The organism is Chloroflexaceae bacterium (genome assembly GCA_025057155.1).
Lineage (GTDB): Bacteria > Chloroflexota > Chloroflexia > Chloroflexales > Chloroflexaceae > JACAEO01.
In genome coordinates this window covers 14,447-27,473 of record JANWYD010000001.1, presented here as the reverse complement: position 1 = coordinate 27,473, position 13,027 = coordinate 14,447, and the positions used below count along the sequence as shown (strand labels likewise).

Annotated in this window: 10 protein-coding genes; 6 read left to right on the top strand and 4 right to left on the bottom strand. The window is 64.2% G+C overall.

Going from position 1 to position 13,027, the window contains the following annotated elements; genetic code table 11:
* Positions 1–12: 12 nt before the first annotated feature.
* The 6 genes from NZU74_00110 to NZU74_00085 all read left to right on the top strand — a co-directional run bounded on the left by NZU74_00110 (position 13) and on the right by NZU74_00085 (position 6,870).
* A complete protein-coding gene (locus NZU74_00110) occupies positions 13–963 on the top strand; it encodes an SDR family oxidoreductase (protein ID MCS6879715.1) in 951 nt (316 codons plus the stop codon).
* 3 nt (positions 964–966) lie between these two features.
* Positions 967–2,496, top strand: a complete 1,530-nt coding sequence (locus NZU74_00105) for an O-antigen ligase family protein (protein MCS6879714.1) — start codon at positions 967–969, stop codon at positions 2,494–2,496.
* Between the two features lie 356 nt (positions 2,497–2,852).
* Positions 2,853–3,824 (top strand): GDP-mannose 4,6-dehydratase, encoded by a 972-nt coding sequence (locus NZU74_00100; GenBank protein MCS6879713.1) that lies wholly within the window; start codon positions 2,853–2,855, stop codon positions 3,822–3,824.
* Between the two features lie 140 nt (positions 3,825–3,964).
* Positions 3,965–5,011 (top strand): flippase-like domain-containing protein, encoded by a 1,047-nt coding sequence (locus tag NZU74_00095; GenBank protein ID MCS6879712.1) that lies wholly within the window; start codon positions 3,965–3,967, stop codon positions 5,009–5,011.
* Between the two features lie 58 nt (positions 5,012–5,069).
* Positions 5,070–6,257 (top strand): glycosyltransferase family 4 protein, encoded by a 1,188-nt coding sequence (locus tag NZU74_00090; protein ID MCS6879711.1) that lies wholly within the window; start codon positions 5,070–5,072, stop codon positions 6,255–6,257.
* Positions 6,229–6,870, top strand: coding sequence for a phosphatase PAP2 family protein (locus NZU74_00085; GenBank protein MCS6879710.1), 642 nt, complete (start codon positions 6,229–6,231; stop codon positions 6,868–6,870). Before NZU74_00090 ends, NZU74_00085 begins: the two co-directional genes overlap by 29 nt.
* Before the next feature lie 99 nt (positions 6,871–6,969).
* Here NZU74_00085 and NZU74_00080 read toward each other — a convergent pair whose 3' ends face one another.
* The 4 genes from NZU74_00080 to NZU74_00065 form a co-directional block, all read right to left on the bottom strand.
* Entirely contained in the window at positions 6,970–7,953 is a 984-nt protein-coding gene (locus NZU74_00080; protein ID MCS6879709.1) for an alpha/beta hydrolase, read from the bottom strand.
* Positions 7,954–7,975: 22 nt separating this feature from the next.
* Positions 7,976–8,773 (bottom strand): hypothetical protein, encoded by a 798-nt coding sequence (locus NZU74_00075; protein ID MCS6879708.1) that lies wholly within the window; start codon positions 8,771–8,773, stop codon positions 7,976–7,978.
* 335 nt (positions 8,774–9,108) lie between these two features.
* Entirely contained in the window at positions 9,109–11,292 is a 2,184-nt protein-coding gene (locus NZU74_00070) for a hypothetical protein (protein MCS6879707.1), read from the bottom strand.
* A gap of 184 nt (positions 11,293–11,476) precedes the next feature.
* On the bottom strand, positions 11,477–13,027 hold the full coding sequence (locus NZU74_00065; GenBank protein MCS6879706.1) for an ATP-binding protein: 1,551 nt from the start codon (positions 13,025–13,027) through the stop codon (positions 11,477–11,479).

The window sequence follows — 13,027 nt, the reverse complement described above, 5'->3', positions numbered from 1 at the left end:
AAAGGGCTCAACATGCGTGTGCTTATTACCGGTGGCGCAGGCTTCCTCGGTTCCCATCTCGCCGACCGCTTTCTCAGCGAGGGCCACGAGGTGATCGCGATGGATAATCTGATCACCGGGACCACGGATAATATCGCGCACCTCGCAGGCCATCCGCGGTTTTTGTTTATCAAGCACGATGTTACCAACTATATCTATGTTGATGGACCGCTCGACGCCATTCTGCACTTCGCCTCGCCAGCCTCGCCAATAGATTATCTGGAACTCCCCATCCAGACCCTCAAGGTCGGCGCCCTCGGCACGCACAAGGCCCTGGGTCTGGCCAAGGCCAAGGGCGCACGCTTCTTGCTGGCGTCTACCTCCGAGGTGTATGGCGATCCGCAGGTGCATCCCCAGCCGGAGAGCTACTACGGCCACGTTAACCCTGTCGGGCCGCGGGGCGTTTATGATGAGGCCAAGCGGTTCGCCGAGGCGATGACAATGGCCTACCATAACTACCACGGCCTCGATACCCGCATTGTGCGTATCTTTAACACCTATGGTCCGCGCATGCGCCTCCGTGATGGCCGGGTGGTGCCCAATTTTATCCGGCAGGCCCTGAAGAATGAACCGCTGACCGTCTATGGCGATGGCTTACAGACCCGTAGTTTTCAGTATGTGAGTGATCTGGTTGAAGGGGTCTACCGGCTGCTCTTCTCGGATGAGGTCGAACCAGTCAATATTGGTAATCCAGGCGAGTTTACCATCCGGGAATTCGCCGATGTGGTCATCCGGTTGACCGGCAGCAAGAGTACGATTGTCTATAAGGATCTGCGCACCCGCGATGATCCGCAGGTGCGCCAGCCCGATATTTCCAAGGCTCGCCGCGTGCTGGGCTGGGAGCCGCTGGTGACCCTGGAGGAGGGGTTGCGGCAGACCATTCCCTGGTTCCGCGAAGAGCTTCGGCGCCGGGGCGAGTTGTAGGCGATGCGCTGGCGTGTGGGGGCCAGGAGCTTCGGGCGGGAGACGCGGCGCGCAGGCCTGGCGGCTCTTGCTGGCGCTACGGCCCTGGGCCTGGGCGTGGCAACCCTGCCGATCCCCCTGGCGACCGCGCTCGTGATTGGCGCTCTGGCCGCTGTCCTGGCTTTGCTCGACCCCATCTGGGCGCTGTATTTGCTGGTGCTCTCGGTGCCCGTGCAGGAGGTCTGGCTGCTGCCGGGCGGCCTTACCGTCACTCAGGCCGCTCTACTGCTGGCGGCGGCCAGTTTGACCTTCCACGTGCTTGCCTTCCCCGAACAACCGCTGGTTCTGGGACCTCTGTTCGTCCCGCTGGCGATCTTTGTGTGGACGCTGGGCCTCTCGGCGGTGTTTACTCCTTTTAGCCTTGCCGAAGGGTTGCGCGAGACAGCGCGATGGTCCACCGTGCTGCTGGTGTACGTGCTCGCCCTGCGCGCCCTGGGCTTCGAACAGGGGCAACGTTCCCCTCGCCGCCCCGACTGGCGCGTCTGGGGGCTGCTGATCTGCCTGCTGGCGGCCCCGGCGACGGCGGGCGCCCTGGGCCTGGTCCAGTTCGCCCTGGGTCTGGGTCCTGAGAGTTTCAGGATCGGCGGCGGGCGGGTGCGGGCCTATGGCACCATCGGGCAGCCTAACTCGTTCGCCGGCTATATGAACCAGGCCTGGCCCCTGGCAGCGGGTCTGGCGCTGTTCGCCCCGGTGGGCCTGCGCCAGGGCGCGCCGCGCCGTCCGGTCCTCCTCACGCTGGCGCTTGCCGGTGTGGCGGCCTTCCTGACCGGGGGGGCGCTGATCGCCAGCTTCTCGCGCGGAGGATGGATCGGCGCCATGGCCGGCATGCTGGCCCTTGGGGGTGCCGCCTTCGCGTTGCTGCCGGCGGATCTGCGCGTACCGGTCAGGCGCTTCCTGGTAGCGGTCACCGCGGTGGGGGTGGCGCTCCTGGCGCTTGGCGGGGGCGGCCTGTTGCCCGACGCGGTCGAGCAGCGCGCCATCAGCCTGGTACGGAACCTGCGCCTCTTCGACGCGCGCGGCGTTGCCGTGACGCCCGAGAATTTCGCGGTGGTGGAGCGCATGGCCCACCTCCAGGCCGGCTGGAACATGTTCCGTAGCCGGCCCCTGCTGGGCGTTGGACCGGGCAACTACAGCATCGCCTACGAGCGCCCCCCCGGTCCAGACGCGCCGCCATTCAGCGTGCGGCCCTGGTACACCTCGCGGGGCCACGCGCACAACTACTACCTGCATATCGCCGCCGAGGCCGGAGTGGTTGGCCTGGCGGCCTACCTGCTGCTGATCGGCGCGGTGATGGCCCAGGCGGTTCGCGCCGTCCGCGCCGCGCGAGGCTGGTTGTGGTCAGGGGTGGCAGTCGGGGGGATTGGCGTGGTTGCCGCCGTCGCTGCCCATAACCTGTTTGAGAACCTGCATGTGCTGAACATGGGGCTGCAACTGGGCGCGATCTGGGCCGTGTTGCATGCGTGTGAGGCGTCCCTTTCCTCAGACGCCATCTAACCGGGCCGCTGCGTGAACAGCGGCCACAGATTAATTTAATGCGGAAGTTGGTAACGCCCTCCGCCGCATCAGGACGCTGCGGCGTGAACAGCGGCCACAGATTAATTTAATGCGGAAGGGCTACATCCTCACCCTGGTCGAATACCAGTTTTCCGCACCACCATGCGTGAAAGGGCCTGGTAGGACTATCCACTTTCAGGACCTTCTCTTCATCGCGTTATTTTGCGGCAGCGCCGCCCTGGTTTTACCATAAGAGCAGCGGGAAAAGGTGTAGTAAACCCTGACTTCCTCATCTCTCTGCGGGCAAGGGCGACTAGCAGAGCACAGCGTCTCGCACGTGGACAGGAGGACCGGCTATGCCCTGTCTCGTAACCGGCGGCGCGGGCTTCATCGGCAGCCATACGGTAGAGGCACTGCTGCGCCGTGGAGAACAGGTGATCTGTCTCGACAACTTCACTCCCTACTATGCTCCCGAACGCAAACGATGTAACCTTGCCTGGGCAGCTACCCAGCCAGGCTTTGTGCTGGTCGAGGCCGACATCCGCGACGCCGAGGCGCTGGCCGCGGTGTTTGAGCGCTACCGTCCACGCGAGGTGGTGCACCTGGCGGCCCTGCCCGGCCCGCGGCCCTCGATCGCCAACCCCGCTCTCTACGAGCAGGTCAACGTCGGCGGCACTGTGCATCTGCTGGAACTGGCCCGCCGCTACGACGTGGAACGCTTCGTGCTCGCCTCGACCTCGTCGGTCTATGGTCGCACGACTAAATTGCCGTTCGAAGAAGACGATTCGACTGATCGTCCCCTTTCGCCCTACGCCGCGACAAAGAAAGCCGCCGAAGTGCTTGGCTATACGTTCCACAGCCTCTACGGCACGCCGATGAGTGTAGTACGGTTCTTCACCGTGTATGGCCCCCGGGGTCGCCCGGATATGACGCCGTATGTATTTGTTGATAGAATGGTGCGCGGACAGCCGATTGTACTCTTCGAGCGGGGAGTTGGCCTGTACCGCGACTACACCTACATTGATGACATCGTTGCCGGCGTGATCGCGGCCCTTGACCGGGCGCGGGGCTACGAAATCTTCAATTTAGGAAACTCGAGCCCCGTCGAGCTCCAGCGCTTCGTTGCCCTGCTCGAACAGATCACCGGAATACGCGCACTGATCGAGGCGCAGCCCCTGCCGCCAACCGAGCCGCCCATTACCTACGCTTCGACCGAAAAAGCGGGGCGGCTGCTGGGCTTTCGGGCCGGCACCAGCGTTGAGGAGGGTCTGGCACGTTTCTGGGAATGGTACCAGATAGAGGTCCTGCCCACTCTCAATGTCGTATGAAGACTAACAGATTTGTTACTGGCCCAAATGTGCAAAATACGGTATACTCCTCCAGAATGTAGCATCCGCACCATTAACAAAAGGCAGGCCGAGGCATGATTGTAGATCATACGAAGGGTTCCTCTGCCACGGAGGCGCCCTTGCCAGTAGAAACGCTGGCGACGCCTGAGGTCTCTCCTGAGGTCGAGATTGCCCGCGAAGGGTTTTCATTATGGGAGCGTCTGCGCAGTCCGCGCACGCTCATCTCTTTTGGCCTTGCCATCGCGATTGTCATCTTTGTCCTGCGTGGTCTGGATATTGACCTGGCGACGACCTGGCAGTATATGCGGCAGGCCAACCCCTGGCTGCTCCTGGCTGGTCTGGGCATTTTTTATCTGACCTTTCCGCTACGCGCGCTGCGCTGGCGGGTGCTGTTGCGCAACGCGGGCGTGCCGGTTGATGAGGGCCGGGGTAGCTGGGCCTCGATGCCCGCGCTGATGGAGTACATCTATCTATCGTGGTTCGCGAACTGCATCGTGCCCGCGAAGCTCGGCGACGCCTACCGGGCCTATCTGCTCAAGCACAATGGAAAGGTCAGCTTCTCGACCTCGATTGGCACCATTTTCGCCGAGCGTCTGCTCGACATGCTTGGTCTGTTCGGCATGCTGGTCATCTCGGCGTACTTTACCTTCGGGGCGCATATGCCCGAAGGCACGCAGATCGTCTTCGGGTTTGGCGGCCTGCTGATGGTGACGATCCTCGGCGGCCTGGCGGGAATGCGCTGGTTCAGCCCCCTGGTTCACCGGGTGTTGCCGCGACGGTTGCACGGGTTTTATGGGCGCTTTGAGTATGCCGCCCTGCGCTCGTTCAGGCCCGCTATTCTCCCTCGTCTGATTGGGTTGACCGCGGGGGTCTGGCTCCTTGAGGGCTTCCGGCTCTTTTTCGTGATCGAGTCCCTTGGACCGACCATGGCCACCCTCTCTCTCTCGGCGATCATTTTTGTGGCTCTCTCCTCCTCCTTGCTGACTGCGCTGCCGATCACCCCTGCCGGCCTCGGAGTCGTCGAAGGGACGATCACCGTGGTGCTCACCTTCTTCGGGGTGGATAAGCACCTGGGTGCGGCAGTCACCTTCCTCGACCGGCTGATCAACTTCTGGAGCATCGTCTTCGGCGGCTTTATCGCCTACATTTTCAGCAAAAGGCGATGATGTAAAACCCTGTAGAGCAACTTTCAAGGTTGCTCTACAGGGGCACAGTTCCAGGCGCATGCACATCGGGGTTGATTACACCGCGGCAGTATGGCAGGGCGCGGGGATCGGGCGCTATACGCGCGAGTTGATCCGCGCCGTGGTCGGGCTTGATCGAACAATCACCTATCGTCTCTTCTATGCGGCGGGCGCCCTGCCCGCCGCATCGCCTTACGTGGCAGATCTGCGCGCCCTGCGCGCTGCGCACCCCAATGTGCAACTGCGGCCCATTCCCCTGAGCCCGCGCCTGCTCACCATCCTCTGGCAGCGCCTGCGCCTGCCGCTGCGTGCCGAGGCGCTCGCAGGCCCTATGGACCTGCTGCACGCTCCCGATTTCGTCCTGCCGCCAACCCGCGCGCGCACCCTGGTCACTGTGCATGATCTCACCTTTCTGGTGCGGCCAGACTGCGCCGAGGCCGGGCTGCGGCGCTACCTCACCCGCGCCGTGCCGCGCGCGCTGCGCCGCGCCGATCTGGTGCTGGTCGATTCGCAGGCCACGGCGGCAGACCTCGCACGGCTGCTCGGAGTGGACGGGTCGCGCGTCCGCCTGATTTATCCCGGCGTGGATGCGCGTTTCCAGCCCTTGCCCTCCACCGCCCTGGAAGCGACCCGCGCGCGCTTAGGGCTGCCGACGAACTTTCTGCTCTTCGTTGGTACGCTGGAGCCGCGCAAGAACCTGCCACGCCTGGTGCGCGCCTTCGCGCGCCTCGCCGACCCGGAGCTGCACCTGGTGATCGCCGGGCGGCGCGGATGGCTTTACGAGGATATCTTCGCGACGGTGGAACAACTGGAGCTCCAGAATCGGGTGCACATGCTCGATTTTGTTGCCGACGCAGATCTTCCGGCGTTGTATAATCTTGCGCGGGCCTTTGTGTACCCCTCCCTATACGAAGGGTTCGGATTGCCGGTACTGGAAGCCCTGGCCTGTGGCGCCCCGGTGGTCACTTCAGGCGTATCCAGCCTGATCGAAGTCGCCGGTGAAGCAGCAGTGTTGGTGGACCCCCTTGATGAAGCCGCCATCGCCGACGGCATCACCCGCGCCCTGCGCGAGGCCGCGCGCCTGCGGGTTGCCGGACCGGCCCAGGCGCGGCTGTTTCGCTGGGAGACGGCCGCACAGCGTTTACTGGCATGCTACCGGACGCTCGGCGCCGGTGAACCGAGTAAAGGATCGCATGAACATGTCTTCACAGAACGATCTGACCGCTGAGGCCATCCAGCGGGGGGCAGCGCCGGGCCGCGGCTATGCCGTGGCCCGGCTTATCTCGCAGGTGTTTCATCCGGTGTTTCTCGGCATGGTCAGTATCTTTATCGTAGGTCTGCTAGGCGTCGAGCCGCGCCAGACAGGGTTGTACTGGGCCTTGCTCTGCACCGGGCTACAGGTGCTGCCGCCGACCCTCTTCTTCACCATTCGCCTGCGCCAGGGGGCCTACACCGATGACGATATCTCGGTGCGCTCGCAGCGCAATGAATTGTATCTTTTCGGCATCGCCAATCTGATAGCGGGTATGGTCGTGTTGCAACTGCTCGGCGCACCGCGGCCCATCCTGGCGCTGGCGGCGTCGGGGCTGGCAATCAGTGTAGTGGCCTGGCTCATCAACCTGTACTGGAAGATCAGCATCCATGCCTCAAGCATGGGTTCGACGGCGACGCTGGCCGCGCTGTACTCCGAGCCGCTGGGTCTGGCCCTCTGGCTGTGCGCCCTGGCCCTGGGATGGGCGCGGGTGCGCACCCGCAACCACACCCCGATGCAGGTGGTTGCCGGCTTGCTCCTGGCGGCGGGATGCGTGATCGGCGCATTTGTCGCCTACGGGGTGCTGTGATGGTCAAACTGCTGAAACACGGGCGGGCGACCGTGCGGTCACCCCGCCCGTGACGTTTGGTATGCGCTTCCCCCCGGCGTTCCCCCGCGGCCGCCGTCGCTAGCAGCGTCGGCCCTGCAGCGTGACCCATTCCAGCCAGGCGAATAACTCCTCGAAGACCCGGGCGCGCACCGGCGCAGCCGAGAGGGTCAGGTCGTGCATGCCGCCCTCGATGGCGATCAGCGTCACCCGCGGGCCGAGGCCCGGCCCGTAACGGCGCATATGGGCCACGTTGAGCACCGCATCCGCCCGCAGCAGGCGTTCGTCCCAACGGGAGAGGAGCAGCGAGCGCGTCGAGTGCATAATCAGCACTGGACAGGCGATCTCTAGCCCGGCCTGGAGCCGGCGCTGTCCCCGCATCACCGCCCGCATCCACCCGGCATAGGCCGGAAAGCCCTCAATCGGTTTCCAGTTCAGGTTGAACTCCCACTCGCCATAGTAGTTGCGGTGCAGGCTATGGGCATAGAACGGCGAGACGGAACTATTAGAGGCGAGCCGGGGGCGCCAGCGGCCCAGGGCGGCAAACAGGCGCGCGGCCAGCATCCGGCGCCGGGGGAGATAAAAGGCAAAGAAGGGGCTGTTCAGGAACAGGGCCTTGACCCGCTCGCGCCAGCGCCCCTCGTGGGCATACAACGCGGCGATAAGACCGCCGGTGGAATGGCCATCGAGCAGGAGCCAGGGCCGGTCCTCTTCGTCGAAGATGAGGGTGATGGCGGCGTCAAGCTCGGCGTAGTAGTCACGGAGATCGGTACAGAAGTGCGGCGTCTGGCCAGGGCGCAGCGAGCGGCCGCACTTGCGCAGGTCAAGGGCATAGAAGTGGTAGCCACGGGTATTGAAGGCCTCGGCCAGATGCGTCTGGAAGAAATAATCCACAAAGCCATGGATGTAGAGCGCCGCGCGGCCCGACGGAGCAGCGGCGCGCCGGCGCACCAGGGTAGCGATGACCGGTCCTTCGTCATCGGCAGGGAACGTGAGCGTGCGCGCCTCGAAGCCTGCCAGGGCCGTATCGGCGTCCCACGGAGTAACAGTCAATGTCGTAGCCATATCCTGTGGTTCAATGCTCCTGTCAAACTCCTTCTCCCTGACTTCCCGAAGGCAAATCCGGTGGCGGAGCAGGGGTATAGTGTTCGCAGAAGAAGCCGCGGAGTGCGCCGCGTTCGGCGCCAGGGCAACTTTCACTGGCCTGTAAAGCCGCACCGCGCATGTCAAGCTGGATGGTCTGGGTCTGGCCAGGGCAGTTCGCGTCATAGACGAAGATCGTGCCGGCGCCATTGCCGCGGTCATCCACGCCAATGGCAAGCACCTGATGGTTGTTGAACGGTGAGGTCGAACTGCCGATCAGGCATATCGGCCAGGGTTGCCCCTGAGCGAGAAAGCCTTTGAGATTGGCGAACTGCTCGCGGGTGCGTTCCAGCAACCAGCCCGGACCGGCGCCGGGCAGCGGCAGAAAGAGCATAGCCATCCACGAGAGCAACACCGGTGCGTTGGACGCCAGGCTATCGAGCTGGCGTTTCCACAGGTACTCGCGGATGGCCCGCTCGAGCGGCGCGTCGCTATCGGGAGGCACAGTGGGAGTCATACCGTGGGGAACGGGCTTGCCGGCACGGAAATGGTCGGCCGCGGCGAAGGCCATTCCACCGCAGAGGCCATAGGTGTCGGGCAGGGCCGTTTCGATCCACTGGCCCAGCTGCGGTGACACCATCGCACGGATGAGTCCAAAGGGGTCGCTTCCCAGGACGCTAGTTGCTTCGCCGGTAGATTGGGCAAGCGTCTGGCGCAGATGGGTTCGTTCTTCGGCTTTCAGCCGCCACGAGTTGGGAAAGGCAAAACCGTGCCGCACAGGCTCGAAGTTGGTTCTGGCCATGCTTCCTCCGGGGGCATGCGGATGCAGGGACGCCAGGAGGAGTATACCATTGGATTGGCGGGTCCGGGCGGGCAAAGCCCTCCCGCGGGTGCAACGAAACGTTCTGCACGTGCCGCGGCCCACCGGCCCGCCGGGAGCCTGATTAGTTTGTAAACAAAGTTTTTCGCTATACCCCCGCCCCCTCCCCAACTCTCCCCCGCCGGGGGAGGGCGCCCGACTCCTCCCCCTAACGGGGGGAGGCTAGGAGGGGGCGGAAATGCCAGGAAACTTAGTTCACAGACTAATCAGCCGCCGGGCGAAGGGGAGCGTGCAAGACGTTTCGTCACATCCTCGGCTTACCAGCGGATCACCATCTCGGCGTCGCTCCCGCTAACCGGCGCGACGACATAGGAACTGGTGCGCACAACCTGGATCGTGGAGGGGAGACTGGCTCCATTGAGGGTCACCTGGAGCGGACGGGCGGCGGCCTCCTCAGGCAGGAGCAGGCGCACCTCGATGCGTTCGGCATTGCCGGTGACGCTCAGGGTGATGGAGCGGGCATCGCGGCGCCAGTGGTAGGCGGCGTAGCCGTCGGAGGCGGCGTAGCGGGCTACAGCGTAGACCTCCACAAAACGCGGGTCGGCGGCCCAGCGGGGGGTAAGGAGCAGGTCGCGGTAGCCCGCGGCGCGATCATTAAACCCGGCGGCGCCTTCCATCAGCGCGCCGATCATCGCCCCCGCTCCCCAGCCGTCGGTGGCCAGGGTGTCGGGTCCCTGGATGCCGGGCGCGCCGGTGGGATAGTACCACAGGTAGGTCGCCCCGGTGAGGCGGGTCAGTTCGGCGTAGCGCCGGAGGATGTCGAAGCCATAGGCTTCCAGGCCGTAACGAAAGGCGCCACGGGCCAGCTCGCCGCCGACCAGGGGCATAATGCCGCCGTTAACATACTCGCCGGGGTTTTCGCCCTTTCCTCCGGCCATACCGAAGCTTCCCGGCGGGAAGGGCGGATCAATACTGTACCACTCGGCGAAGGCGCGCCCAAAATCGCGGCGCCGATAATACTCTTCAACAATCTGCTGCCCCTGCCACTGGTCGAGCACCTCACGGTTGAGGGCGTAGGCGTTGGAGAGACTGAGTTGCGTTGCCGGGTCAATACCGTCTGGGCGAAACGCCGGATCTTCGGGGACGAAATGGGTGAAGAAGCGCCCGTTCCAGCTAAGATCGTTCAGGCGTTGCATCAGGTCGCGGCTCTGGGTGCGCCAGGCGTCAGCCAGAGCCGGATCGCCCACACGCTCTTCAATACGGGCCATCAACAGCAGAGCGTGGGCCAGCCCGGTATTGTCACCGTGAAATGCGCCCCAGATCGTATCCGCGTCAATCCAGTGACGGGGGGCCGGTCGTCCATCGGGGCTGACAGTCGTCGGGCCATAGGAGAAGTCCCACATATCAATGGTGTAAGGCCGGCGCACCAGGCCCCGTTCGGCATTCCAGCGCAACGGGTCGCTGGTGATGTAGCGCAGGGCGCGCCGCATGGCCTCCAGATTGGAGCGCAGCCAGGCGTCATCGCCGGTCATCTGCCATGCCTCGTACACGCCCTGGACGAAGAGGAACTCCAGGTCGCTTTCGACTTCTTTGCGAAAGGCGCGCACCGCTCGTTCGGGATAATCAATCACGTCGGGAAAGCTGCCATCGGGCCGCTGGGCGGCGCGAAAGGCGTCGAGCAGACTGGTCACGTCACGCTCAAAGTAGCGAAAGCCGCGCCCCTGGTAAACATGGTCCCGCAACCACAGGAGCGGGTTATCGGGCGAACGATAGCCACGCACCGGGCGCCCGTCGAGGTCATAGGCCACCATGTCCTGTTGCATAAAGTCCCGCAGGCGGGGGTAGAGGGCATCTAGGTCGGGCTGACCGGTACGTACCTCGGTGACGGGATCGAGGGTGAACAACCGGCTGCGCGCGGCGGCGATCCGCCCATCAATCAGCACGACGGCCCATTGATCGCCCACGCGCCCGCGGGGCAGCAAGGTCACCTCGCCACTTCCAGCGTTCACCTCCGTCCTCGCCACTCCTGCCGGTCGCAGGGCGCCATCGAAGAGGCGCACCTCGATGGGGCCGCTGTAGCCCGGCGCTCGCAGCGTCGCCGTAAGCGGGAGCAGCGGGCGAGCCACAGGATCGGCGGTATCGCTCAGACTCAGCGAAGCGCGGAAGGGCGAGGCCGGCAGGCGCAGCACGTCACCGGGGTAACGGCGTTCCCAGCCCGGCGCCAGCGGTTCAACTACAGCGCGCTGCCCATCGGCGGCGGTAATAGCGTGGCGGGCGAAGAACTGCACCTGGAAATCGTCAATCCACAACGGCGGCGTCAGCGGCGGCCCGAGCGCCTCGCCGCCGGCGCCGCGCCAGGCGCTGAGGAAAGGCTCGACCAGCCCGTAGGGAGCGGGCGGTTGTGGTTGGGCCGCGGGGGCGCAGGCAACCAGCAGCGCCAGCAGGGTCAGACCGATACCCAGCGATGTATGACGCGAGATAAGCCGTGCAATCCATACCACCGGAGACCGATCCAGGGGATGGTTTGGAAAGACGGCGCCCACCCGGCTGGCCAGGAGAGTCGGGTAGAGAGGCGCACGCTCAGGAAGATCCTTTTTCATCCGTGCAAAGCGGCTAGTGATAGAAGAGGCTGGGAGAGCGCGACCCTGACAGGAAACCGCTTGCGTACCATACCGGGTGCGCCGCTCAGGCCAGCGAATGCGGTGCGCTGGCGTAGTGGGTGTCCGGCTCCGCATCGAACCCGACCTCGCCTGGACCATCCGTTGTCGCAGGGGCGAGCGATGCACGCAGCGGGAGGCGCACGGTCATGGTGGTGCCCCGTCCCACCTCGCTCTCGGCCCGGATGACGCCGCCATGGTTCTCGATGATGGTGCGACAGATGGCCAGTCCCAGGCCGGCGCCGCCGGAGTTCCTGGCGTCGCTCGGATGTTTGGTAGTTACAAATGGCTGAAAGATCGCCGCGAGCATCTCGGCGGGAATGCCGACACCTGTGTCCCTGACCGACAGTTCGATCTGATCTTCGATCATCTGTGTGCCGATAATAATTTGCCCGTGACCCTGGTCGCGCACCGCGTTACGAGCATTGGTGAGCAGGTTAAGCAACACCTGGGTGATCTGGCCGCTATCGCACCAGACCTCGGGGAGGGGTTGCAGGCGCTCCTCAATCACCACGCCCAGGCGCATAAACTCAGGTCGCAGCAAGGTGATCGCATCCCGGACCAGGTCGTTCAACTGGCATAGCTCGCGCCTGGGTTCGCGCCGGCGCGTAAAGGAGAGTAGACCGCGGGTAATGCTCTGCCTGCGGGTGCAGGCTCGCCGGACCACGTCAAGCGCCTGATCCTTCTCCTGGGGCTCATGGGCGCTCAGCCCTAGCTGCGTATAGCCGTAGATGGCGGTAAGCAGATTGTTGAACTCGTGAGCCACACTCGCCGCAAACGTGCCCAGCGCGGCAAGCTGGGAGGAACGGATCAACTCCTCCTGCCTGGCGCGCAGTTCATCCACCAGGCGCGTCGCCTGGTCGGCCAGGTCGCGGCTGCGCTGGCTTTCCTCCTGCAACGCGGCCTTGGTCTTGAAGGAGCGATAGGCCATAAACAGGGGCAGCACGGCAGCCAGGGTCAACCAGGGGTTCGTTTCCCAGATGTAGGCCAGGATGGCGCCAAAGGGCAAGGTAATAAAATGCACCCAGCGCACCTCGCGAAAGCTGGCGCGATAGACCCGGAGGACCGGCTCGCCGCTGGCCAGGGCAAGGATGGTGGAGACGAGGAGGGTGTTGAGCGTATAATAGGTTACGGCAAGAACCGCAAACGTTACCAGTCCCCCAAAGCCGCTGAAGAACGGCTTGGCTGGCGGTACCAGCGCATTGTAGATGGCGACCATGACCAGGAAGGTGATACTGCGCTGTGAGGCATTGAAGAGACCCTTGTACCATGGCCGCCCGCGCAGCCAGTCCACCAGCAGGCTGCCGATGAGCACTACCAGCACCCCATACGCACCGGCCGTGGGCACGAGAAATATGGTCGGCGCGTCAACAACGGTCATAGCCACGCGATCACGCTGATTGAGACCGAAAACCACCTCAAAGTAGTCGGCCAGCACATAGGCTACACCGCTGATGCCAAGCGCGAGTAGCCCGGGCATCGGGGCGCTGGTGGAAATGATCGCTGCAATAATGCTAACCAGTGCGATGCTCCACAGACTGTACAGGTACCAGCGTGCAGCCCGCGGCAGTGTACTCAT